Genomic DNA, 23,201 nt, shown 5'->3' with positions numbered 1-23,201 from the left:
GGGAGGAGGGGCGGACGTCGCGTGGTGGCCGGGGACTGCGTGGTTCGGCGGGGCGGAGTGGCCGTACCACTGAAAAAGAAGGAAAGCGGGAGCGCTCAGGCGACCGGGACCGGCGGCGCGGGTGCGGAGCTGGCGACCTGGGCCGGGTCGGCGGGGCACGGCAGGGAGAGGACGAAGACCGCGCCGTGCGGCTCGTTGGGCTGGTAGGTGATGGTGGCGCCGGAGGCGTTCGCGAGGCGGGCGACCAGGTAGAGGCCCAGGCCGGTGCCGGGTTTGGTGGTGGCGACGCCGGTCTCGGCGCGGGTGAAGCGTTCGAAGAGGTGCGGGATGAAGGCCGCGGGGACGCCTTCGCCGTGATCGGCGATCCGGATCAGGACGCGGTCGCGGTCGGGGATGACCGTGACCTGCACCGGCGGGGCGCCGTACTTGACGGCGTTGGCCAGCAGATTGCCCAGCAGCAGGTGCAGGTGGACCGGGTCGGCGAACGCTTTGACGTGGTCGGGTCCGGTCACCGTGATCGTGCGCGGCTCGGCGCCCAGTGAGGCGACGGCCTCGCGGACGGCGTGGGTGACGTCCAGCCGCGCCGGGCGGGCGGTGAGGGCGCCCGCGTCCAGCCGGGCGAGCGTGAGGATCTCGGTGACCAGCTGGTCGGCGCGGTGGCCGGCGGTGGTCATCCGGCGTACGTAGTGCAGGCGCGTGTCGTCGGGCATGCCGGTCCAGTCGTCGATCAGCAGCTCGCCGGCGGACACGATGGTGGTGAGCGGCTGGCGTACGTCGTGGGTGAGCATCGCCATGAAGTCGGCCATCTGTTCGTTGGCGCGTTCCAGGCGTTCGGCGTGCCGGGTCAGCTCGGCGGCGTCGTGGCGGCGGCCGCGTTCCAGCATGCGGCGCTCGGTCACGTCGATGATCTGGGTGGCGAAGTACTGCGGGCGGCCGGTGCGGCTGCGCAGCAGGCCGGCCGTGATGACCACTTCGATCGCGTGGCCGTCGGTGTGCAGGTACCGCTTCTCCATGTCGAAGCCGTCGATCCGCCCGGACAGGCAGTCCTGGATGCTCTGCAGGCAGGCGGGCAGATCGTCGGGATGGGTGATCTCGGTGAACAGCTTGCCGACCAGTTCCTCCTCCGCCGTGCCGAGCATCGTGCACAGTGCCGGGTTCACCCGGAAGAAGCGGCCCTCGAGGTCGGCCATGGCCATGCCGATCCGCGAGTTGTCGAAGAGTTTGCGGAACCGCTGTTCGCTGGAGCGCAGCTCGCGGCGGTTGCGGCGGGCCCGGGCGACGGCCGCGACCACGAGCAGCCCGACGATCGAGGCGGTGACCAGGGCGGCACGTCCGGCGGCCCGGCTGCCCGCGGTCGAGGCAAAGAGCACCTCCTCGGGGACGGTCACGCTCAGCCGCCACGGCGTGCCGGGAATGTCGCGGGATGTGTACCGCCACGACTCCCCGTCGTCGCGGTAGACGCCGGCGCCGGCTCCGGTCAGGGCGCGGGTCAGCTCCGGCTCCTCGTCGGTGAGCAGGGTGACGGTGTCGGGGTGCGGGTGGTTGGCGGCGACGATCGCGCCGGCGGTGTCGACCAGGTGCACCTTCACCCGATCCAACGGGACCGCGGTGGCCAGGTAGGACGTCAGCGGGCCGTGGCTGACCGACACCGCGCCGGAGAAGACGCGGCGGCCGTACCGGGTGTCGAACGGGACGGCGAAACCCACGACCGGCCTCTTCTCGGCGGCGGACGCGACCACGGGGGAGACGGCCGGCTGGCCCTCGACGACAGCGGTGCGCAGGTGCGGGTAGCGTTCGTAGATCTTCTGGCCGAGCAGCGCCGGGTTCTCCGGGATCACCTGCAGGAGCCGGCCGTCGGCGTCGAGCAGCACGGCCGCCGGGTAGCCGAAGCCGCCGACCGAGCGGGTGAAGTCGCCGGGGTCCACCGTCTCGTCGCTGAGGAAGGCGCGCGCCTGGGTGCCCTGCCGGGTGAGCAGGTCGGTGACCATGGCGTCGACGAAGTCGGCGGCCAGGCCGGCCCGCCAGTCATAGCGCTGGATCACGGCGTTCTTGGTGGTGCGTTCGACCCAGATCAGGACACCGGCGCCGGCACAGCTCAGAACCAGCCACACCGCGAGCGGCGCGGCCAGGAAGCGCCAGCCCGTCCGCATATTTCAGACTATTTCACGTTTTGGTGGTTACCAGGTGAGGACCGCCAAAGGCAGCGTGCCGCACGGGGTGAGAGTGACCCCGCCGGGCACCGTCGCCGGTGTCTGCGTCAGCAGGGCGGCCCGGATCTGCTCGTCGCGGATCAGCGAGCCGGCGAGATGGTGGGCGGTGGTGCCGGCAACCACCCGCCCGTGCGTGTTGACCAGCGCGGCCGGGCTGCCGAGAGCGCGCAGAGCGGGGCGCAGCGCGCGCTCGAAGTCGGCGACGAACACGTCGGCGCCGGCGATCCCGCCGAACCGGCCGTCGTGGGAGATCGGCACGGTGAAGGTCAACGCGTACTGCCCGGCACAGACGTAGTCGACATACGGCCCGGTGACATGCCGGACGCCGGTGTCGCGGGGGACCGCGAACCACTGCTGCCGGCCGACGTCGACGAAGGTGTCGCTGGCCGGGTCCAGGTCGAGATCGAGGCGGGTGCGCTGCGCCGGGTCGGCGCCCATCCACCACTCCAGGCGCTGCGGCCGCTCCGCGGTGATCACGCCGGCGCCGCTGATCAGCCCGCCGAGCGCGGCGGTCACCGCGGGCCTCAGGTGCGACAGATCGGCATGGGTACGGAGAAGGCGCTCCGCCTGCGCGCGGAGGTCGTCGGCGATCGCGAAGGCGTGCTCGGCGAGGTCGGTGGCCAGTGCCGCGGCTTCCACTGTGGTCGTCTGTCCCACGAGACTCGCCTTCACTGCTCGATCAGTGTCAGGTGCAGGGTGACCAGCCGCTCCACGGCTTTCTCGATGTGGTCCTCGGTGAGCCGGCGCGCCAGGTCGCCGTCGCCCGCCGCGATGGCGGCCGTGATGGCCCGGTGGTCCGCGTGCGGATCATATGCGCCGTCGTCGCTCGGGAGAACCGGCGACCAGAGGACTGTTCCCAACTCGGTAGCGAAGCGCACCTCCTCCCGCGCCAGCCGGGCCGACTGGGCGACCGCCGCGACCTCGAGGTGGTAGGCCCGCTCCATCCGGTGCAACGGCCGCCCGACGTCGGCGTCGACCTCCTCGATGCGCAGGATGTCGTCGGCGTCGGCGCGCTGGGCGGCCAGCCGGGCGGCGGCCCCGGCGACGGCGGCGTAGTGGTCGGCGGTGTCGCGCAGGGTGGGCAGGCTCAGCTCGGCGAGGCGGGAGTGCACGTCGTGGCGGGCGGCGGGCGCGCGCACGAAACTGCCGCCGCCCCGGCCGCGGCGGGTCTCCACCAGGTTCTGCTGGCGCAGGGCGACCAGGGCCTCCCGCACGGTCACCCGGGAGACGCCGAACTGGGCCGCCAAGTCCGCCTCGCTGGGCAGTTGCTCCGCGTCGGTGAGCAGGCCGAACGTGATGGCGTCGGTGAGCCGCCGGACCACGGTCTCGGCGCGGCTGTGGGGCTCCAGGGGTGCGAACACCACTGATCGCGCGCTCGCTCGGTCCGTACCCATGGGGCTTGATTCTTCCGTACGGCTGTTAACGAACCGGTTACCGGGCCGTCTTGACCTTTAAAGTCTGACGCCATACCTTTTCGGCACCCGGCACTCAGGGACCTCTCAGAAAGTCGATCACGTGACTGATGCCACCACCCCGGCGATCCGGCTCACCGGGCTCCGCAAGTCGTTCGGCGCTGTCGACGCGGTGGCCGGCGTCGATCTCGAGATCGCCGACGGCGAGTTCTTCTCGATGCTCGGGCCGTCCGGCTCCGGGAAGACCACGGTGCTGCGCATGATCGCCGGATTCGAGTTGCCCACGGCCGGCAGCGTGTTCCTCTCCGGCCAGGACGTGACCCGGCTGGCCCCCTTCGAGCGGGACGTCAACACCGTCTTCCAGGACTACGCGCTGTTCCCGCACATGACCGTGCAGGAGAACGTCGAGTACGGCCTCAAGGTGCGCGGGGTCGCTCGTGCCGCCCGCCGGGCGCAGGCCCAGGAGGCGCTGGCCTCGGTGCGCCTGGAGGGCTACGGCAGGCGCAAGCCGTCGGCCATGTCCGGCGGGCAGCGGCAGCGCGTCGCTCTCGCCCGGGCGCTGGTCAACCGGCCCAGGGTGCTGCTGCTCGACGAGCCGCTCGGCGCGCTCGACCGGAAACTGCGCGAGCAGATGCAGGTGGAGCTCAAGCAGATCCAGCGCGACGTGGGCATCACCTTCGTCTTCGTCACCCACGACCAGGACGAGGCCCTCACCATGAGCGATCGCGTCGCGGTCTTCGAGTCCGGACGGATCGCCCAGGTGGGTACGCCGGAAGAGGTCTACGAACGACCGGCCAGCCCGTTCGTCGCCGGCTTCGTCGGAACGTCCAATGTCTTCACCGGCGACACCGCACGGTCGCTGTTCGCCCGTGACGGCGTCTTCTCGATCCGCCCCGAGAAGATCGACATCTCGTCCGACGGCGCCCCCGGAGTCGTCGCCGAGGTCGTTTACGCGGGTCCTGTCACTCGATATGTCGTCGACCTCGACGCGGGAAGCCGTGCCGTGGTCGTCTCGCAGAACCGTCACAACGGCTCGCCGCTCGTCGCTCGCGGCGACCGCGTCCATCTGTCGTGGCACGACGAGCACGTCGTCGAGATCCCCCCTGTTGCAAAGGAGACCGCGGATGCGTAGCGGAAGAATTGTCGTCGCAGCCCTCGCCGCCGGTGTGCTCACCCTCGCCGGGTGCGGCGGCGACGGCGGCACGACCCCGGCCGGATCGGGCCCCGGCGGCCTGAAGGCGCCGAAGATCGACAAGCTCGCGTCGCTCGGCGCCGGCGAGGGCGCCGTCAACGTGGTGTCCTGGGCCGGATACGTCGAGGACGGCAGCACCGACAAGGCCGTCGACTGGGTCACCGGGTTCGAGAAGGAGACCGGCTGCCAGGTCAACAACAAGATCGCCGGTACGTCCGACGAGATGGTCACCCTGATGAAGACCGGTGAGTACGACGTGGTGTCGGCCTCCGGTGACGCGTCGCTGCGGCTGATCTACGGCGGTGACGTCGCCCCGGTCAACACCGACCTGATCGGCAACTACAAGGACGTCTTCGACGGGCTGAAGAACCAGAAGTGGAACTCGGTCGACGGCCAGCCCTACGGCGTCCCGCACGGCCGCGGCGCCAACCTGCTGATGTACCGCACCGACAACGTCACCCCGGCACCCACCTCGTGGAGCGCGGTGTTCGACCCGGCGTCGCCGTACAAGGGCAAGATCACCGCCTACGACTCGCCGATCTACATCGCCGACGCGGCCCTCTACCTGATGAAGACCAAGCCCGACCTCAAGATCACCAATCCGTACGCGCTGGACGACACCCAGTTCCAGGCGGCCGTCGACCTGCTCAAGCAGCAGAACGAGCTGATCGGCGAGTACTGGTCCGACTACACCAAGGAGGTGCAGGCGTTCAAGGCCGGCAACTCGGTGCTCGGCACCACCTGGCAGGTCATCGCCAACCTGAGCAAGGCCGACGGTGCGCCCGTCGAGGCGATCCTGCCGTCCGAGGGCGCGACCGGCTGGTCCGACACGTGGATGGTCGCGGCCAAGGCCAAGCACCCGAACTGCGCCTACCTATGGATGAACCACATCATCAGCCCCAAGGCGAACGCCGGGGTCGCCGAGTGGTTCGGTGAGGCCCCCGCCAACAAGCTGTCCTGCGCGCAGACCGGCGACAAGAACCACTGCGCCACGTTCCACGCCGAGGACGAGAAGTATTTCGAGCAGGTCTGGTACTGGACCACCCCGCTCGCCCAGTGCGTCGACGGGCGCACCGACGTGACCTGCAAGGACTACGCGGCCTGGACCCAGGCCTGGACGACGATCAAGGGATAGCGTGACCAGTCTCGGTTCGTACCTGCACCGGCACCCGCGCCTGCGCCTGGCCGGCCTGCTCTCGGCGCCCCTGCTCTGGCTGGTCGTCGCCTACCTCGGCGCGCTCGCGGTGCTGCTGGTGTCGGCGTTCTGGACCGTGAACGGCTTCACCGGAGACGTGGTCCGGGAGTTCTCGCTCGCGAACTTCCGGACCATCCTCACCGAGGAGGTCTACCGGAACGTCACCCTGCGCAGCCTGGGGGTGGCCGCGTCGGTCACGGTGATCTGCGTGGTCCTCGCGGTGCCGATGGCGTTCTTCATGGCCAAGGTCTCCAGATTCAAGAACACCCTGGTCATCGCCATTCTCACGCCGCTGTGGGCCAGTTATCTCGTCAAGGCGTACGCCTGGCGGATCCTGCTCGCCAACGACGGGCCGATGGACTCGGTCTTCGGTGGGCCGGGATACGGGATCGGCGCGACGATCCTGGTGCTGTCGTACATGTGGCTGCCGTACATGATCCTGCCGATCCATGCGGGACTGGAACGCCTTCCGGATTCGCTGCTGGAGGCCTCCGCCGACCTCGGCGCGCGCGGTGGGCGTACCTTCCGGTCGGTGGTTCTGCCGGTTCTGCTCCCCTCGATCTTCGCGGGCTCGATCTTCACCTTCTCGCTGTCGCTCGGCGACTACATCACCGTGCAGATCGTCGGCGGGAAGACCCAGCTCATCGGCAACCTCGTGTACGCGAACATCGGCGCCGCCAACAATCTGCCGTTCGCCGCCGCGATCGCCACCATCCCCGTCCTGATCATGGTGGTCTACCTGCTCGCGGTCCGCCGCTCCGGCGCCCTGGAGGAGCTGTGATCCTCTCCCCGTCCGCCCGCTGGGTGCTGCGCGCCGTGATGGCGCTCGGGCTCACCTTCATCTACGTGCCGCTGCTGCTCGTGCTGGTCAACTCGTTCAACGGCGACCGCACGTTCGCCTGGCCGCCGCACGACCTCACCACCCGCTGGTGGGCCGCCGCCTGGGAGAACGACGGCGCCCGCCAGGCCCTGCTCACCTCGGTCCAGGCCGGGCTCGGCGCCACCGCGATCGCTCTCGTGCTCGGCACCATGGTCGCGTTCGCGGTGCAGCGGTTCCGGTTCTTCGGGCGCGACACCGTGTCCCTGCTGATCGTGCTGCCCATCGCCCTGCCGGGCATCGTCACCGGCATCGCCCTCGACAGCGCCTGGCGATCCGTCATGGGTGACCTCGGCATCGGCAAGGGATTGTTCTCGGTGGTCGTCGGGCACGCCACGTTCTGTGTGGTCACCGTCTACAACAACGTGCTGGCCCGGCTGCGCCGGACCGGCGTCAACCTGGAGGAGGCCTCGGCCGATCTCGGCGCCTCCGGCTTCCAGACCTTCCGGTACGTGACCTTCCCGCTGGTCCGGTCGGCGCTGCTAGCCGGTGGGCTGCTGGCGTTCGCGCTCTCCTTCGACGAGATCATCGTGACCACGTTCACCGCCGGGCCCGGGGTCACCACCCTGCCGATCTGGATCTTCAACAACCTGTTCCGGCCCAACCAGGCGCCGATCGTCAACGTGGTCGCCGCGGTGCTGATCGTCCTGTCGGTGCTGCCGGTCTGGCTGGCCCAGCGGATCGCCGGGCCGGAGGCGGCCGCCGGCCGGACCCGGGGGTAGTGCCGGCTCCACCTTCGGGACTCCATCCTGGACTTGGGTCGTCGTCCCTCGTGACGCATCGATCAGGATCTGATTGAAACATCTCGATTATGGACGTTCGGCCCATCCCGTGATCATGCGTTCGTGCGATCGGATGCGAGAAGACCGGTAACGACCGTCCATAGAGGAGGTTCCGTGCGCACACCATCCCGTGCGATGGCGGCCACCACCACAGCATTCGTCGCAGCCGCGCTCGTCCTTGCCCCCGGTGCGGGAAGCAGCGCGGCTCCAACCGCCCCGGCCCAGGCGGCCGGGACCCCCGAGGTGCACGGCGACCAGGACCACGCCGACATCATCGACAACCGTAAAGGCACCGTAGCGCCCACATCGGCGCAGCGCAGCCTCGCCGCCAAGACGAAGACCTCCGCCCGGTGGAACGCGTTCGGCACACCGGCGAGCCTCACCGCCGTCACCGCCGAGCCGCTGGCCTCGGGGCTCCCGGCCGACCCGGTGGCCGCGGCCCGTGCGTACGTCGACGGCAACCGTGACGTTCTCGGCATCACGGCGGCGGCCGCCGCCTCCCTCGAGGTCCTCACCACACAGAAGGTCGGCGAGGGCAGCATCGTCCTGCTCCGGCAGAAGTTCGGTGACCTCGAAGCCGGCCGTGACGGCCTGCTCTCGGTGGGCCTGCGCGACGGCAAGGCCTGGTATGTGAGCTCCTCGCTCGCCCGTGACGCCGCCGCGCCGCAGCCCGCCACCCTGACCGCGGCCGACGCCGAGCGCATCGCCGCCCAGCACGCCGGCATCAGCAACCCCACCTCGCTCGGCACCAAACTGGTCGCCGTGCCCACGCCGGACCAGGGCGCGCGTGCCGCCTACCAGGTCGCCTTCGGCGCCGGCCTGACCAGCGCCGACCCCGAGGCCTACACCACCTGGGTGGACGCCCGCGACGGCAGCGTCCTGGTCCGCGAGGACATCGTCGACCACGACTCCGACAACCCCAAGTGGGACGTCTTCCCGAACTCGCCGCGTACCGACTACTCGTCGCGCGACACCCGGCAGACGTTCTGCTGGGTCCGCGAGCGCGGCTGTGACGAGGCCGTCGCCGGCCCGGCGTCGCCGCTGGCGTGGGACGTCGACCCGGCCACCGGCACGTCCACCAACACCACCAGCGGCAACAACTCGTTCGCGGTGCACAACTGGCTGTCCAACGACCCGTTCACCGTCGGCACCGAGCCGGCCACGCCCAGCCCGACGCGTGACTACACGTACCCGTGGACCAACCAGTGGCACCGGGAGCAGTGCTCGCCGACGGTCTTCGACTCGCCCGCCCGCAACGACATCGACGCGGCCCGGGCCAACCTGTTCGTCCAGCACAACCGGATGCACGACTGGGCGTACCTTCTCGGCTTCACCGAGGCCACCTGGAACATGGAGAAGGACGGCGGCGACCCGGAGCAGGGCAACGCGCAGGCCGGTGGCATCACCGGCGGGCCGCCGGACTTCGCGGCCCGTAACAACGCCAACCAGATCACCCCGCCCGACGGCGAGGCGCCGATCACCAACATGTACCTGTGGCAGCCGGTCGCCGGCGGGTTCTACGGCGCGTGTGCCGACGGCGACTACGACATGTCGGTCATCGGTCACGAGTACACCCACGCCATCACCAACCGCATGATCGCCGGCCCGGAGGGTGGCCTCAGCTCGCCGCAGGGCATGAGCGAGAGCTGGTCCGACCTGCTCGCCGTCGAGTACCTCGCGGAGAACGGCTACGCCCCGAAGGGCGCCCGCGGCTTCACCGTCGGCGAGTACGTGACCAGCGACCAGGTCGCCGGCATCCGCAACTACAACATGAGCAACAACCGGCTCAACTACAGCTCCGTCGACTACGACTTCGTCGGCCTGCAGGTGCACGCCTCCGGCGAGGTGTGGAGCGCCACCAACTACGACGTCCGGTCCGCGTTCATCAAGCGGTACGGGTACGGCTCCGGCTCGCTGCAGAAGGCCTGCGCTCTCGGCAAGAAGCCGGTCACGTCGTGCCCCGGCAACCGGCGCTGGATCCAGCTGGTCTTCGACTCGTTCCTGCTGCTGGCCAACAGCGCCAACAGCCAGGTCGACGCCCGTGACGCGCTGCTCGGCGCCGACCGGGTCCGCTTCGGTGGCGCCAACCAGGACATCATCTGGAACGCGTTCGCCAAGCGTGGTCTCGGTGAGGGCGCGGTCAGCAACGGGGCTGCCGACGCCGACCCGACGCCCAGCTTCAGCTCGCCGTACGCCAAGGAGTCCACTGTCACGTTCCGCCCGGTCGACGAGCGCGGCAAGCCGGTCACGGGCGCGAAGCTCTACGTGGGCGACTACCAGGCACGGGCCGTCGCGGTTGCCGACACCGACCCGGCGACCGCCCTGCCCGACACGGTCAACCTGATCTCCGGGTCGTATGCGTTCGTCGCGCAGGCCCCCGGCCACGGGCACGCCCGCGTGTCGCCGCAGTGGTTCAAGCCCGGCAAGGCCGCCACGCTCACCGTGAAGCTGCCGCGCAACGTCGCCTCGGCGGCCAACGGCGCGACCGCGACCGGTGACGGCGTCAACCAGATCCGGCTCGTCGATGACGACGAGGCCACCAACTGGGCATCCGTCGGCAGCGCGGTCGCCGGCAAGGGTGTCACCGTCGACCTGGCCGGCGACGCGCAGCGGGTCCGGCGGGTGCAGGTGAGCGCCATGCTCCGCCCGGCGATCACCGGCGACGCCGACGCCGGCGCGCAGAGCCGTTACTCCGCGCTGCGCCAGTTCAAGGTCCTGGCGTGTACGGCCACGGCCACCGTCACGTGCTCGGCCCCGGCCGACTTCAAGACGGTCTACACCAGCCGCCGGGACGCCTTCCCGTCCGGTTCCCCGCGCCCCCGGGCCCCGGAACTGATCGTGAAGTCGTTCGACATCCCGGACGTGACGGCCACGCATCTCCGCATCGAGGCCGTCACCAACCAGTGCACCGGCGGCCCCGACTACGCCGGTGAGCAGGACCGGGACCCGCGCGCCAACACCGACTGCGCCACGGCGAGCCCGCAGGCGCTGAACGTGCGAATCGCCGAGTTCCAGGCCTTCACCCGATAACCCGCCCCTGGGCCGGGCGGGCCCGACGGTCCCGCCCGGCACCACAACCCATCGTCGGCAGGCTCGCCGGTGCTCGTCACCGGCGATCCTGCCGCCTTCCCGGCGCCCGCGATGAATCGGCCGTCCGCGGGCGCGCCGGTGCACCGCGATCCGTCCGCCGCCGTTGATCCGCGGTCCGTGCGGGCGGTCGGCTACGTGATGGTGGCCAGTTCACCGCCGACGAGGGTGCCGTCGAGGAGTCCCCGCCCGGCCAGGTCCGCGAAAGCGTCGGCTGTCGCCAGGCGGCCCTCGGGACGGCCGGCGCTCATGCCGTAGGCGAGACAGAGAGCCATCGCCGGGCCGAACGGGCCGTCACAGGCGGCCGGCGGCGGCAGGAACCGGCACGGATCCACGACTCCCACTGCGACAGGCTCACCATGGCGGACAACCTAGCCGCCCCCTACGACAAAACCGCCCGCCGTCCGCACCGCGGGCGGAGGGTGGTGGACGGAGGCGGTTGCACGCGTCCGCTCGAATGAGAAGGAAAGCGGACGAGCAAGAGCGTACGGGGGACACGTGACGAATCGGCGCACCTTCATGAGAGCGGGCGGCCTGCTCGCCACCGGTGTAGCGGTGACCGCCGCGGCGTCCGGCCCGGCCCGCGCGTCCTCGCCGGCCACCAGTTTGCCGCTGCTCACCTGGCATGCCGCCCTGGCGAACCGGCGATACGCCCCGGCCGTCGTCGCGGTTCTGGGCTCGTCGAGCAGTGAGGGCGTGGGGGCGTCCGGCCCGGGCCGCGGCTACGTCCCGGTGCTGGCGGAGAATCTGCGGACCGCGTTCCCGGTGGCCGGGGCGGCCGGCGGGGCGAACTATGTGGCGGCCTGGGGAACGCCCCGCTGGTGGCCGGTGACCGGTGGCGGGACGAGGGTCGACACGGCCGGCTGGGGTCTCAAGGCGGTCGATCTGGCGGGCCCGGAGGAGAGCCTGACCTACCGGTTCAGCGGCACGAGTGTGCAGGTGTGGCACGACGGCGCCCCGGAGATCGTGGTGGACGGCGGCACCGTCGTGGTCCGGGGGCCGGGCCGGATCCACGGGTTCGTCACCTTCGACGGCGACGAGGAGAAGGGCATCCAGGTCTTCAACGGCGGCCACGGCGGCCGGACCAGTGGCGACTTCGCCGAGCGGGCGGCGGCCTGGGCGCCGCGGCTGCGATCGATCCGCCCGCACCTGGTGATCCTGCAGCTGGGCATCAACGACTGGCGGATCGGCGTGCCCGCCGCCGAGATGAAACGTAACCTTCTGACGATCATCGAGACGGTCCGGGTGAACTCCGGCACCGACCCGTCGTTCGTCGTCTACGGCACGCCGCGGGTCGGCGCGGACCGGCGGATCCAGGATCACACCCGGTTCACCGAGGCCTGGCGGGAGATCGCCGCCGAGGACACCGGCGGGCCGGGCGGCGCGAGCGGGGTCGCCTACTTCGACCTCGCGGCCCGCCAGCCGTCGCCGTCGTCGGACAACACCCACGGCCTCTACTGCGACGACCTGGTGCACATGACCGATCGCGGCGCCGCCTTCACCGCCGACGCGCTGCTGTCCTTCATCAGACCCTGAGAACCAAGGGCGATCAAGACCGTCCCGGTACGCGACGACGACCGGCGTCAGAACCTCCGTCTCCGTTCGGTGACCGGATCGGAGACCGGCCGACCGGCGGACGAGTCGCTGTCATCCCGGCGGGAGCCGGTCGCCGCCGGTGAGTGACCGGGCGTAGAGGTGCGCCAGCTCGTCGACGAAGCCCAGCTCGGCCAGGACCTCCATGCCGGGTGCGGCGAGCAGGTGCACCGCGCGGCGTGCGTCGGGGGAGAGCCCGGCGTGTGCCGACGCGTACCGCCGCCACACCGACAGGTCACCGACGCTGAGCAGGGCGAGCCGCCGATCCCGGTCGGCCAGGCGCTCGGCCAGGTCGGCCATCGACCAGGCGGGCCGGATCGCCAGCCGGTTCGCGGCCGCCCGCAAGGCCAGCGGCAGGTGGCCGCAGTGCCCGGCGACCTCCCGCGCGTGCCGGGACGCCGGGTGCCCGGTGATCGCGGTGAGCAGCCGCAGCGACTCGTCGACGGTGAACGGGCGCAACCCGATGACGGTCGCGGCGGTGGGCAGCGGACGCCGCGCGGTGATCACGACGGCCGGTCCGGCGATCGGCGGCAGGACCGCCGGATCCGTCACGTCGTCGAGGATCAGCAGGTCACAGGGGGCGCCGACGCGGGCGATCCGGTCCGCCACCTCGCGCGGCGTGGCCGGCCCGGGGGTGCTGCCGCGACAGTCGACGAAACACGCCCGGCCGGTGGAGCGGGTGGCGGCGTGCACCGCGAGCGCGGTCTTGCCGACGCCGGGCGGGCCGTGCACCACGGTGATCGACCCCGGCCGGCAGGCGTCGGCGAGCAGGGCCAGCTCGGCGCGGCGGCCGGTGAAGTCGGGCAGGTCGCGGGGGAGCGCGCACACCCCGGACGGGACGTCGCGGCCCGCCTGCGCGGTCTCGGCCAGCGCCGACCGCCGGACCGGGTCGAGACCGAGGGCGTCGGCGAGAGCATCGAGGGTACGCCGTTGCGGCGCCGCGCTGACCCCGCGTTCCATGTCGCGGATCGCCCGCACGCTGACCCCCGACTTCGCGGCCAGCTCGTGCTGGGTCATCCGGGCCGTACGCCGGTGGTCGCGGAGCAGTGTGGCGAACAGCGGGATCGTCATGGCCACCAGCGTCGGCGACGGTCGCGGTCACCGGCTTGAGTCGAACGACTGCGCGCCGCGCAATGCGGTAACGACCGGATGGCAGGATGCACGGGTGCGGATGGCGGGGCTGGTCGGACGGGACGGCGAGGTGGCGCTGCTGGGCCGCCTGCTGGACCAGACCGCCGCGCAGCGGGGCAGCGCCCTGGTCATCCGCGGTGAGCCGGGGATCGGGAAGACGGCGCTGCTGAGCTGGCTGGCCCGTACCGCTGAGGATTGTGGGATGCGGGTGCTGGCCGCCGCCGGTGTGGAGAGCGAGTCGCGCCTGCCCTATGCCGCGCTGCACCAGCTGCTGTATCCGCTGTCGGCCGCGATCGGCGGCCTGCCGCCGGTCCATCGCGCGGCGCTGCGGGCCGCCTTCGGCCTGGAGCCGGGGCAGCCGGATCTGTACGCGGTGGCCCTGGCCGCCCTGGACGCGATCGTCGACGCCGCCGCCGAGAAGCCGATCGTCCTGGTCATCGACGACCTGCACTGGCTGGACAAGGCGAGCGCCGACGTCATGGCGTTCGTCGGCCGGCGGGTCGGCAGCGACGCGGTCCTCGCCGTGGGAGGCACTCGCACGGTGGCGCTCGACGACCCGCAGCGCCGCACCGACCTGCCCGATCTGGAGCTGGGCCGGCTCACCGCGGCGGACGCGGCGGCGCTGCTCGACACGCACGCGCCGCAGCTGTCGCCGTCGGTGCGGGAGCGGTTCCTCGCCGAGGCGGCCGGCAACCCGCTCGCGCTGGTGGAGCTGCCGCGCAGCGCGCCGGTGATCGCCACGGCGGGTCCGTTGCCGCTGAACAGCCGGTTGGAGGCGGCGTTCGCGGCACGGGCGAGCGGTCTGGGCGTACGCGAGGGTGCTCTGCTGTTGACCCTGGCCGCGGATGCGGCGTGTGATGTGCCGCGGCTGCTCGCCGCCGCCACCGAGGTGGCCGGTGAGCCGGTGACGCTGGGTGACGCGCAGCGGGCCATCGACGCGGGCCTGATCGAGGTGGCCGGGCCGGCGTTGCGGTTCCGGCATCCGCTCATGCGGTCGGCCGTCTATCAGCGGGCGCCGCTCGCGGCCCGGCTCGACGTGCACCGGCGCCTGGCCGGCCAGCTCGCCGACTTCCCCGACCGCCGGCTGTGGCACCTCGCCTCGGCCACCCTCGGCCCCGACCGTGACCTGGCCGGCGAGCTGGAACGCTACGCCGGGCAGGCCCGGCAGCGCGGCGCCACCATGTCGGCGGTGGCGGCCCTGCACCGGGCCGGTGAGCTGACCGAGCAGCCGGCCGCGGCCACCGCGCTGGTGCTGCGGGCCGCCGAGCTGGCCAGCGAGGTCGGCGCCCGCCACGAGGTCGAACGCCTGCTCACCGAGAGTGATCTTTCGGCGCTCGGCCCGGTCGAGGAGGCCCGGCTCGCGAACGTGCTGGAGGTGGTGCGGTTCGGTCAGTTCCGCGATCCGGCGCAGCGGGTGCGGGAGCTGATCGACCGGGCGGTCGCCGCTCGTGACGCCGGCAGCCCGCAGGTCTGTCTGCAGCTGCTGTGGCGGGCCGCGTCCCGGTGCTTCTTCCAGGCGACTGGCCCGGAGACCGCCGAGGCGCGGGCCCGGATCGCGGCTCTCGCCGACGCCGAGGGCGACGACCCGCTCGCGCTGGCGCTGATCGCCTACACCGTGCCGGAGCAACGCGGCGCGGAGATCCTGGACCGGCTGCACCGGGTGGCGCAGGCCGGCGGCGGGCCGGACACGCTGCGGTTCCTCGGCAGCGCCGCCCTGGTGCTCGGCGACTTCGGCCGCAGCTCGGCGTGGCTGGACGCGGCCGTCGCCGACGCCCGCGCCCAGGGCCGGATGGCGGTGATCGTCCGGCTGCTGACCAGCGCGAACTGGGGACGTCTGTGGCTCGGTGACTGGGACCAGGCGATCGCCGAGCTCACCGAGTCGGGGGTGCTGGCGCGGGAGACCGGCGAGGCGTTCTACGCGGTCGCGTCCCGGACCAGCACCGGCGCGATCGCCGCGATGCGCGGTGACCTGGACACCGCCGAGCGGCTCCTCGACGAGGTCGCGACCAGCCCGCTCGCCGCGGGCATGAGCTACATCCACTCGGCGCGGGTCCAGGCACGCGGTCTGGTCCATCTCTTCCGCGGGGAGAATCAGCAGGCGTACGCCGTACTGGCGCGCGCTTTCGACCCGGCGTCGCCGACGTACCACCGGTACATGCGGTGGTGGCTGGTTCCGGAGCTGCTCGACGCCGCTCTGGCCGCACAACGGGTGCCCGAGGTCCGTACCCTCATCGCGGGTTTGCCTGATCTTGTCCGGGCGCCCATCATCGAGGTCGCCGCCGAGTACGCCGCCGTCGTCCTCGACGACGCGCCTCTGGGGCCGGCCGTCTCCCGGTGGCCGCTCTATCGGGCCCGGTTGCAGTTGCATCGCGGCCGGGTCGAACGCCGCCGCCACCACACCGCCGAGGCCCGTGACCTGCTGCGTTCCGCCCGGAACACGTTCGACGAGCTCGGCGCCGTGCCGTGGGCCGAGATGGCCCGGGCCGAACTGCGGGCCACCGGCGAGAGCAGCAGCCGGCGGGTGTCGTCGGCCCGCGAGCGGCTGTCCCCGCAGGAGCTGCAGATCGCCGCACTCGCCGCCGAGGGCCTGACGAACCGGCAGATCGCCGAGCGGCTTTTCCTGTCGCACCGTACGGTCGGCTCGCACCTGTACCGCATCTACCCGAAACTCGGGGTGACCCGGCGAGCCCAGCTCGCCGGGGCCCTCCGGGCCTAGCGTGCGTGCTTGAGCGCCCACTCCAGGGCGTAGTCGGCGACGGCCTCCCAGCCCGGCTCGCCACAGGTCCAGTGTGACCGTTCGGGGAACTCGTGGAACTCGGTGACCGTGCCCGGCGCCTGGTAATGATTGGCGTTCGACCGGTTGACCGCCGGCGGCATGATGTGGTCCTTGCCGCCGGCGATGAACAGCAGCGGCGCCCGGTTCTCGTTGTGGAAGTCCACCCAGGTCTCCTGCTTGCCGGGCTTGAAGTTGGCGATCAGCCCGTAACTCCACACCCAGCTGCCGGGCGCCGGGATCGCGTACCGGTCGTAGGTCTCCCGCGCCGCGTCCTCGGGCAGCGTGTTGGTGAACGCGTAGTGGAACTGCTCGGGCGTGAACCCGGCCGCCTGGTGCCGCTTCGCCGGGTTGTTGAGGATCGGGAACAGCGACTTCAGCTGCGACGGCGGTGTCACCCGGATGCCTTCCGGCGGCGCCGAGTCGATCACCACGCCGGCCGCGCCGTGGCCCCGGTCCAGCAACAGCTGCGTCAGCGTGCCGCCGAACGAGTGCCCGATCAGGATCGGCTTCTCCGGCAGCGCGGTGATCACCTGTTCCAGGTGGGCGACCGTCTCCGGGACGGTCAGCTCGGCGATCACCGTCGGGTCGGCCCGCAGCGCCTCGACCTCCACCTCGAAGCCGGGGTAGGCGGGCGCCACGACGGTGTGCCCCTTGGCCCGGTAGTACGGGATCCAGTGTTCCCAGCTGCGCGGCGTGACCCAGAGGCCGTGAATCAGAACGATCGTGCTCATCGGTGTGTGCTCCCCTTGTCGCTGTCCCCTCATCGAATCAGCGGCTCACCGGGCGGGCCAGGCAGAACATCCGGCAGAACTTTCACAGGATTCCGCGTATGACCGAAGTGGTATGAGACCCCTCGGGGACGGTTCGCCCACACTGAAGCCTGTCTATACAGCTCGGCGAACGGAGCCCCCCATGCCCGGTCCCGTACCTCGACATCGGCGCATCGTCGCGCTGATGATCCCCGCCCTCACCGGCATCCTCGTCGCGTCGATCACCGTCTTCGGATTCCCCCGGCCGGCGGCCGCCGCCACCCTGACCGTCGCGCAGGCGATCAGCAGCCAGACCGGCGCCAGTGCCACGGTCACCGGATACATCGTCGGCGAGCCCACCGCCACCGACACGGTCCGGTTCAGCGGCTTCACCGGCGACACCGCCCTCGCGCTCGCCGACAGCGCCTCGACGACCAGCACCGGCAGCATGCTGTACGTCCAGGTCACCAGCTCCTACCGGGCATCGTTCGGGCTGCTCACCAACCCGTCGCTGATCGGCAAGAAGCTCACCGTCACCGGGACGCTCACCGCGTACTTCGCGCACGCCGGCCTCAAGTCGCCGACCGCGATGAGCCTCGGAACCGGCTCCACCACCAGCCCCACCGCGACGGCCACCGCCACGCCGACGGCCACCAGCACCACCGACACCTACTACGCGTCGGCGCTCGGCAAGTCCGGCACCAGCCTCAAATCGGCGCTGCACACCATCACGTCCAGCGGCATCACGAAGCTGTCGTACGACGGGGTCTGGGACGCCCTCAAGGTCACCGACCAGGACCCGTCCAACTCGTCGAACGTCAAACTGTTCTACTCCGGCATCAGCCGCTCCAAGACCCTCAACGGCGGCAGCAGCGGCAACTGGAACCGGGAACACGTCTGGCCCCAGTCGCACGGCGACTTCGGCACCGGCGCCGGCCCCGGCACCGACCTGCACCACCTGCGCCCCGAGGACGTGACGATCAACGCGCTCCGCGGCAACCTCGACTTCGACAACGGCGGCAGCGCGGTCTCCGGCGCCTCCGGCAACTACTCCGACTCCGACTCGTGGGAACCCCGCGCCGCGGTCAAGGGCGACGTGGCTCGGATGCTGTTCTACATGGCGGTCCGCTACTCCGGTGACGACGGCTTCGCCGACCTCGAGGTCAACAACGTCACCGGCAACGGCAGCGTCCCGTACACCGGGAAGCTCTCCACCCTGATCGCCTGGCACAACGCCGACCCGCCGGACAGCGCGGAGAAGGCCCGCAACCAGCTCATCTACTCGACGTACCAGCACAACCGGAACCCGTTCATCGACCACCCGGAGTGGGTCGCCTCGATCTTCGGCTGACCCGGCCCCCCAGCGCGGCCACCGCCACCGCAGTGGCGGTGGCCGCGTCATTCCCGGCCGTTTAGCCGGCCGGAGGGGTGGTATGCGGCGCGGATGAATCGAACCGGAAAGCTTCTGATGATCGCCGGGCCGGTCGCCGCCGGGGCCGCGGTGGTCGCCGTCCAGCGTCGCGGCCGCCGCCGGCCGCACCGGCGCAGTCATGTGGTCACGGTGTTTCGGCCGCTGGCCGAGCTGGAGGTCACCCAACTACCGGGATCCCTGAAAGAGATCACCGACGGCGTCGAGATCCGGCTGGCGGAAGCGCCGGGCGGGCGCGGGACGGAGATCGCGGTACGGATCCCCGAAGGCTCCTCGGTCACCGACGGCGAGGTGCGCCGCGCTCTGCGAGAGACCCGTTCGCTGCTGGAAGCCGGCGACGTCCTGCTGCCGTCCGGTCCGCCGACGACCGTGCCGACCGCGCTCAACCGGCCGTTGCAGATGGCCACCCAGCACGGACGTGAAGGAGGTCTGCTGTGAGAGCGCTGCAGTGGCAGGGTGTGAACAAGCTGGCCGTCGGGACCGTCCCCGACCCGCAGCTGCGCAACCCGGGCGACGTCATCGTCAAGGTCACCAGGACCGTCACGTGCGGTTCCGACCTGCACCTGCTTGGCGGGTACATCCCGTTCATGGAGAAGGGTGACGTCCTCGGCCACGAGTTCATCGGCGAGGTCGTCGAGACCGGCCCGGACGTGCGCAACCACCGGGCCGGCGACCGGGTGGTGGTGTCGTCCTTCATCTCCTGCGGCAACTGCTGGTACTGCGACCAGAAGCTGTACTCGCTGTGCGACAACGGCAACACCAACCCGGCGATCACCGAGACGCTGTGGGGGCAGGCGCCGAGCGGCTGTTTCGGGTACTCGCACGCCATGGGCGGCAACGCCGGCAGCCACGCCGAGTACATCCGGGTCCCGTTCGCCGACGTCGGAGCGTTCGGAATCCCGGACGCGGTCAGTGACGAGCGGGCGCTGTTCGCCTCCGACTCGGCGTCCACCGGCTGGATGGGCGCCGACCTGTCCGGGGTGAAACCCGGCGACGTGGTCGCGGTGTGGGGCGCCGGCGCGGTCGGGCAGATGGCCGCCCGCGCCGCCGTGCTGCTCGGCGCCGACCGGGTGATCGTCATCGACCGGCTGGAGAACCGGCTGGCCCAGGCACGGCAGCACGCCGGCGCCGAGACCCTGAACTACGAACGCGACGACATCGCCGGCGAACTGCGCGAACGCAGCGGCGGCCGGGGACCGGACGTGTGCATCGAGGCGGTCGGCATGGAGGCGCACTCGCCGGGGCCGCAGTTCGGATACGACCAGCTGAAACAGCAGCTGCGGTTGCAGACCGACCGGCCGGTCGCGGTCCGCGACGCCATCCACGCCTGCCGCAAGGGTGGCTCGGTCTTCGTCCTCGGCGTCTACGCCGGGTTCGTGGACAAGTTCCCGCTCGGCGCGCTGATGAACAAAGGCCTCACCGTCCGCGGCGCGCAGATGCACGGACAGCGCTACATCCCGATGCTGCTCGACCGGATGGCCAAGGGTGAACTGGTCACCGAGCATCTGGCGACCCACGTGATGCCGCTGGACGAGGCGCCGCGGGGTTACCGCATGTTCAAGGACAAGGACGACGATTGTGTACGGGCGGTCTTCATCCCTTGACGGTCTGCGTCCCTTGACGGTCTCCGTCTCCTGACGGCTCGTAGCCCCCGGCGGCGTGCGTGGTGACGCGGCCCTGGGCGAGCCGTCTCAGCGCGTGGCGGTGGCCCGGCTGCGGAACGTGGCACGGTACCCGTGCGGGCTCGTGCCGACGATGCGTTTGAAACGGTCCCGGAAAGCGGTCGGCGAGCCGAAACCCACCTGGGCGGCGATCGTCTCGACGGGCTGATCAGTGGCTTCGAGCAGGTGCTGGGCGCGCCGGACCCGGGCACGGAGCAGCCATTGCAGCGGCGTCGTCCCGGTCTGCTCCCGGAAGCGGCGGTTCAACGTCCGGACACTCATGCCGGAACGCGTGGCCAGATCGCTCAGCGTGAGATCGACATCGGTGTTGTCCTGCATCCATTGCAGCAACGGCTCCAGCCCGGCGCCGCGCGGGGTCGGCGGCGCCGCCGGAATGATGAACTGCGCCTGCCCACCCTCACGCTCCAACGGCATCACCGACAGCCGGGCAGCATCGGCCGCGACCGCCGAACCGTGATCACGCCTGATCAGATAGAGACACAGATCAAGGCCCGCAGCCGCACCGGCCGACGTCAGGAACTGCCCGTTGTCGACATAGAGCACATCCGGGTCGACGTCGATCTCCGGGAACCGGGCGGCCAGCTCGGCGGCGGCCAGCCAGTGGGTGGTCGCGCGCAGTCCGTCGAGCAGCCCGGTGGCGGCCAGGACGAACGCTCCGGCGCAGACGGAGGCGATCCGGGCGCCGGCGGCGGCGGCTTTCCGCAGATGATCGACAACCTCCAGCGGTACGGCCACCCCGGTGTCGGCACACCCCGGCAGGATGATCGTGTCCGCTTCGAGCAGCACGTCCAGCCCCCACGGCGCCTCCACCCGGAACACCCCGGCGTCGACCGACGGGGTAGCCGCACAGACCCGCACCTCGTAGGGGATGCCGCCGTCGGCCGCCCGCACCCGGCTGAACACCTCGATCGGCGTCGACAGGTCGAACGGGATGACCCCGTCGAGAGCGAGCACAGCAACGACGTGCACATCCTTCATGCGGCCACCCTACGTCGGCCTTTCATGCCGCCTCCCTACGTCGGCCTCGGGCCCCGTCGCCGCCCATGCTGGTCTCGCCTGCCGGCCTCCTGGCGCCGGCGTCCGGCGCCGCCCACGCCGGCCTCTCTGCGTCGGTGTCCGGTGCGGTCGCCTCTCATGCTGGTGTCTTCTTGCGTCGGCGTCTGCTGCCGTTGCCGCTCACGCCGGCCTCTCTGCGTCGGTGTCCGGCGCCGTCGCCTCTCATGCTGGTTTCGCCTGCTGGCCTCCTTGCGTCGGCGTCCGGCCCCGTGGACTCCCGTCAACCCCGAGCCGCATCGGTCGATGGCGACGGTGGCGCCCGTCGGGTGGATCAACGGTGGCCAGGGCATCCATGGGTGGCGTCGGCGGTGGTGACCGATGTCGGGTGGCTCGGCGGTGCTTCGGCAGGGGCGGCTACCTAAATGGCGACGTTGCTGGCCAGAATCCGTTGAGGGTGGGCAATCCTGCCAGTTCCGGCGGTCGGGAAACGGGCATAGCGTCCCCGGCGTGACGAAACTGCTCCTCTCTCTGCACGTGCTCGCCGCGATCGTCGCGATCGGTCCGGTCACTGTCGCCGCCAGCATGTTCCCGGCCGTGGCACGACGTGACGGGACGGGTGACCGCCTGCGGCTGCTGCACCGGATCTGCCGGGTCTACGGCGTGGTCGGGGTGGCCGTTCCGGTGTTCGGACTGGCCACCGCGAGCAGTCTCGGCGTACTCGGCGACGCCTGGCTGTTGACCTCGATCGGCCTCACCCTGGTCGCCGCGCTGATCCTGGGGCTGCTGATCATTCCCGGTCAGGAGCGTGCTCTCGTTGACGGCCAGGCGGATCGGCTCGGAATGCTCACCGGGATTTTCAACCTGTTGTGGGCGACCGTCACAGTGTTGATGATCGTGCGGCCCGGTTCGACGACGGGAGCATGACGATGCGGATTGCCGCGTGGGTTGAACTCGTCTCGCTGTCAACATTGTTGATCAATATGTTGACCGTACATGTTGACGCGATCACGTCAACATGTGGACCGGTGCACGGGTGTGCGTACCTCATCGTCGTGATCTTGACTTTGAACCTGAGGATGCAGCCGATGCGCACGCGGCTTCTCGCGTTGATCCCCGGGATAGGTGGAGTGCTCGTGCTGCGCCGGATCAGCTGACCACGATCATCACGGCGGTGGCGTTGTCGTCGCCGCCGTGGTCCAGCGTCTCGGCCAGCAACTCGGTCACGGTGATCCGCTCGGTCAGGGCCTCGGCCAGACGGCGGTCGTGGATCTGGTCGGAGACTCCGTCCGTACACAGAAGGAATCGGTCACCCGGACGCAGGCTGACGTTGATCAGATCGGGCTCCGGCATGCCGGGATGTCCCGCGAAGCGGGTCAGACGGTGCCGGTCGCGGTAGGCCTCCCGCGAGTCCGCCGCATACCACGCGTTGAGAAGTCCCAGCCAGGCCGCCGTGTGGTCGGACGTCAGCAACTCGAACACGCCGTCCCGCAGCCGGTAGGCCCGCGAGTCACCGAGCTGCACCAGCCACGCGGATCCGTCGGTGTCACCGACGAAAGCGGTCAGCGTGCAGCCGGTCAATCCGGCGATGGCACGGCCCGCTTCCCGGACCGCCCGCTGCACCTCGGCCACCGCGGCCCGCAGTGCCGTCGGCCCGCTCGCCGTCGTCGGCCCGCTCGCCGTCGTCGGCCCGCTCGCCGTCGTCGGCCCGCTCGCCGTCGTCGGCCCGCTCGCCGTCGTCGGCCCGCTCGCCGTCGCCGGCCCGCTCGCCGTCGCCGGCTCCTCCATGCCCGCCCGGCCGGTCTCGCGTGTCGTTTCGCGGAGGAAGACCTCGACGGCGGTGCGTCCCGCGGCCGTGCTGCCCGGCCCGTCGCCCATCCCGTCGGCCACCACCGCGAGTGGTCGTGCCGCGTCGAGATGCAGGACGTCGAAGTTGGCGGGGTAGCGATTACCGACGACGGTGCCCGCCGTCACGGTGAGGCGCCGAGGCCCGACGAACCATGTCGCATCCGTGAACTCCATTACCGAAGGTTAAATCGCCGGGCGGCGTGCGGTAGGTTGCCAACCCGTGGCAGATCCACTGCGACCCACCG

At 71.0% G+C, this 23,201-nt stretch carries 20 protein-coding genes; 12 read left to right on the top strand and 8 right to left on the bottom strand.

Features of this window, described 5'->3' with window-relative positions; translation table 11 throughout:
- Positions 1–95: 95 nt before the first annotated feature.
- Genes BM290_RS38790 through BM290_RS38780 form a run of 3 tightly spaced genes read right to left on the bottom strand, consistent with a single transcriptional unit; the run spans position 96 to position 3,604 of the window.
- Positions 96–2,150 (bottom strand): sensor histidine kinase, encoded by a 2,055-nt coding sequence (locus BM290_RS38790; RefSeq protein WP_093620944.1) that lies wholly within the window; start codon positions 2,148–2,150, stop codon positions 96–98.
- 27 nt (positions 2,151–2,177) lie between these two features.
- Positions 2,178–2,867 (bottom strand): cache domain-containing protein, encoded by a 690-nt coding sequence (locus tag BM290_RS38785; RefSeq protein ID WP_143134088.1) that lies wholly within the window; start codon positions 2,865–2,867, stop codon positions 2,178–2,180.
- Positions 2,868–2,878: 11 nt separating this feature from the next.
- Positions 2,879–3,604, bottom strand: coding sequence for a FadR/GntR family transcriptional regulator (locus BM290_RS38780; protein WP_093620942.1), 726 nt, complete (start codon positions 3,602–3,604; stop codon positions 2,879–2,881).
- Positions 3,605–3,725: 121 nt separating this feature from the next.
- Between BM290_RS38780 and BM290_RS38775 the strand changes: the two genes are divergently transcribed.
- From BM290_RS38775 to BM290_RS38755, 5 genes are all read left to right on the top strand, one after another.
- The gene (locus BM290_RS38775) at positions 3,726–4,754 is read left to right on the top strand and encodes an ABC transporter ATP-binding protein (protein WP_093620941.1); all 1,029 of its coding nucleotides are present in this window, start codon (positions 3,726–3,728) and stop codon (positions 4,752–4,754) included.
- Positions 4,747–5,949, top strand: a complete 1,203-nt coding sequence (locus BM290_RS38770) for an ABC transporter substrate-binding protein (protein WP_093620940.1) — start codon at positions 4,747–4,749, stop codon at positions 5,947–5,949. Before BM290_RS38775 ends, BM290_RS38770 begins: the two co-directional genes overlap by 8 nt.
- Position 5,950: 1 nt before the next feature.
- Complete coding sequence (locus BM290_RS38765) at positions 5,951–6,790, top strand: ABC transporter permease (RefSeq protein WP_093620939.1); 840 nt, start codon at positions 5,951–5,953, stop codon at positions 6,788–6,790.
- On the top strand, positions 6,787–7,608 hold the full coding sequence (locus BM290_RS38760; RefSeq protein WP_093620938.1) for an ABC transporter permease: 822 nt from the start codon (positions 6,787–6,789) through the stop codon (positions 7,606–7,608). The genes BM290_RS38765 and BM290_RS38760 overlap by 4 nt, the downstream gene beginning before the upstream one ends.
- A gap of 174 nt (positions 7,609–7,782) precedes the next feature.
- Positions 7,783–10,698: a M36 family metallopeptidase gene (locus tag BM290_RS38755; protein WP_093620937.1), complete on the top strand. Its 2,916-nt coding sequence runs from the start codon at positions 7,783–7,785 to the stop codon at positions 10,696–10,698.
- 191 nt (positions 10,699–10,889) lie between these two features.
- Here the strand turns inward: BM290_RS38755 and BM290_RS38750 are convergent, their stop codons facing one another.
- Entirely contained in the window at positions 10,890–11,099 is a 210-nt protein-coding gene (locus tag BM290_RS38750; RefSeq protein WP_143134087.1) for a hypothetical protein, read from the bottom strand.
- 154 nt (positions 11,100–11,253) lie between these two features.
- On the opposite strand from BM290_RS38750, the gene BM290_RS38745 reads away from it, so the two are divergent.
- Positions 11,254–12,291: an SGNH/GDSL hydrolase family protein gene (locus BM290_RS38745; RefSeq protein WP_143134086.1), complete on the top strand. Its 1,038-nt coding sequence runs from the start codon at positions 11,254–11,256 to the stop codon at positions 12,289–12,291.
- A 111-nt stretch (positions 12,292–12,402) separates the two neighbouring features.
- On the opposite strand, the gene BM290_RS47725 is transcribed toward BM290_RS38745, so the two are convergent.
- Positions 12,403–13,419 (bottom strand): helix-turn-helix domain-containing protein, encoded by a 1,017-nt coding sequence (locus BM290_RS47725; RefSeq protein WP_143134085.1) that lies wholly within the window; start codon positions 13,417–13,419, stop codon positions 12,403–12,405.
- Positions 13,420–13,519: 100 nt separating this feature from the next.
- On the opposite strand from BM290_RS47725, the gene BM290_RS38740 reads away from it, so the two are divergent.
- A complete protein-coding gene (locus BM290_RS38740; RefSeq protein ID WP_239144021.1) occupies positions 13,520–16,195 on the top strand; it encodes an ATP-binding protein in 2,676 nt (891 codons plus the stop codon).
- Here the strand turns inward: BM290_RS38740 and BM290_RS38735 are convergent.
- Positions 16,192–16,986, bottom strand: a complete 795-nt coding sequence (locus tag BM290_RS38735) for an alpha/beta hydrolase (RefSeq protein ID WP_093620933.1) — start codon at positions 16,984–16,986, stop codon at positions 16,192–16,194. The two genes, BM290_RS38740 and BM290_RS38735, sit on opposite strands and share 4 nt — an antisense overlap.
- 223 nt (positions 16,987–17,209) lie before the next feature.
- Here BM290_RS38735 and BM290_RS38730 point away from each other — a divergent pair, with 223 nt between their 5' ends.
- The 3 genes from BM290_RS38730 (at position 17,210) to BM290_RS38720 (ending at position 20,037) form a co-directional block, all read left to right on the top strand.
- Positions 17,210–18,355, top strand: coding sequence for an endonuclease (locus BM290_RS38730; RefSeq protein ID WP_203779760.1), 1,146 nt, complete (start codon positions 17,210–17,212; stop codon positions 18,353–18,355).
- 93 nt (positions 18,356–18,448) lie between these two features.
- Positions 18,449–18,871, top strand: a complete 423-nt coding sequence (locus BM290_RS38725; RefSeq protein WP_093620931.1) for a hypothetical protein — start codon at positions 18,449–18,451, stop codon at positions 18,869–18,871.
- Positions 18,868–20,037, top strand: coding sequence for a zinc-dependent alcohol dehydrogenase (locus BM290_RS38720; RefSeq protein ID WP_093620930.1), 1,170 nt, complete (start codon positions 18,868–18,870; stop codon positions 20,035–20,037). The genes BM290_RS38725 and BM290_RS38720 overlap by 4 nt, the downstream gene beginning before the upstream one ends.
- 87 nt (positions 20,038–20,124) lie before the next feature.
- Here BM290_RS38720 and BM290_RS38715 read toward each other — a convergent pair whose 3' ends face one another.
- Positions 20,125–21,084 carry a GlxA family transcriptional regulator gene (locus tag BM290_RS38715; protein WP_093620984.1) on the bottom strand — a complete coding sequence of 320 codons (960 nt, stop codon included), beginning with the start codon at positions 21,082–21,084 and terminating at the stop codon, positions 20,125–20,127.
- Between the two features lie 534 nt (positions 21,085–21,618).
- Here BM290_RS38715 and BM290_RS38710 point away from each other — a divergent pair.
- The gene (locus BM290_RS38710) at positions 21,619–22,035 is read left to right on the top strand and encodes a hypothetical protein (RefSeq protein ID WP_093620929.1); all 417 of its coding nucleotides are present in this window, start codon (positions 21,619–21,621) and stop codon (positions 22,033–22,035) included.
- Complete coding sequence (locus BM290_RS38705; RefSeq protein WP_093620928.1) at positions 22,032–22,265, top strand: DUF3817 domain-containing protein; 234 nt, start codon at positions 22,032–22,034, stop codon at positions 22,263–22,265. The genes BM290_RS38710 and BM290_RS38705 overlap by 4 nt, the downstream gene beginning before the upstream one ends.
- Here BM290_RS38705 and BM290_RS38700 read toward each other — a convergent pair.
- Entirely contained in the window at positions 22,258–23,130 is an 873-nt protein-coding gene (locus BM290_RS38700) for a PP2C family protein-serine/threonine phosphatase (RefSeq protein ID WP_093620927.1), read from the bottom strand. The genes BM290_RS38705 and BM290_RS38700 overlap by 8 nt on opposite strands.
- Between the last annotated feature and the right edge of the window lie 71 nt (positions 23,131–23,201).

Origin of the sequence: Actinoplanes philippinensis (genome assembly GCF_900113015.1) — a bacterium.
Taxonomy (GTDB): domain Bacteria; phylum Actinomycetota; class Actinomycetes; order Mycobacteriales; family Micromonosporaceae; genus Actinoplanes; species Actinoplanes philippinensis.
This window is presented reverse-complemented; position numbering and strand designations above follow the sequence as displayed.

What these genes read in the sequence shown, in the direction of transcription:
- BM290_RS38790 (WP_093620944.1), bottom strand. Translation starts at nt 2,150, where the DNA reads ATGCGGACGGGCTGGCGCTTCCTGGCCGCGCCGCTCGCGGTGTGGCTG.
- BM290_RS38780 (WP_093620942.1), bottom strand. Translation starts at nt 3,604, where the DNA reads ATGGGTACGGACCGAGCGAGCGCGCGATCAGTGGTGTTCGCACCCCTG.
- BM290_RS38770 (WP_093620940.1), top strand. Translation starts at nt 4,747, where the DNA reads ATGCGTAGCGGAAGAATTGTCGTCGCAGCCCTCGCCGCCGGTGTGCTC.
- BM290_RS47725 (WP_143134085.1), bottom strand. Translation starts at nt 13,419, where the DNA reads ATGACGATCCCGCTGTTCGCCACACTGCTCCGCGACCACCGGCGTACG.
- BM290_RS38740 (WP_239144021.1), top strand. Translation starts at nt 13,520, where the DNA reads ATGGCGGGGCTGGTCGGACGGGACGGCGAGGTGGCGCTGCTGGGCCGC.
- BM290_RS38735 (WP_093620933.1), bottom strand. Translation starts at nt 16,986, where the DNA reads ATGAGCACGATCGTTCTGATTCACGGCCTCTGGGTCACGCCGCGCAGC.
- BM290_RS38730 (WP_203779760.1), top strand. Translation starts at nt 17,210, where the DNA reads ATGATCCCCGCCCTCACCGGCATCCTCGTCGCGTCGATCACCGTCTTC.
- BM290_RS38725 (WP_093620931.1), top strand. Translation starts at nt 18,449, where the DNA reads ATGAATCGAACCGGAAAGCTTCTGATGATCGCCGGGCCGGTCGCCGCC.
- BM290_RS38705 (WP_093620928.1), top strand. Translation starts at nt 22,032, where the DNA reads ATGACGATGCGGATTGCCGCGTGGGTTGAACTCGTCTCGCTGTCAACA.
- BM290_RS38700 (WP_093620927.1), bottom strand. Translation starts at nt 23,130, where the DNA reads ATGGAGTTCACGGATGCGACATGGTTCGTCGGGCCTCGGCGCCTCACC.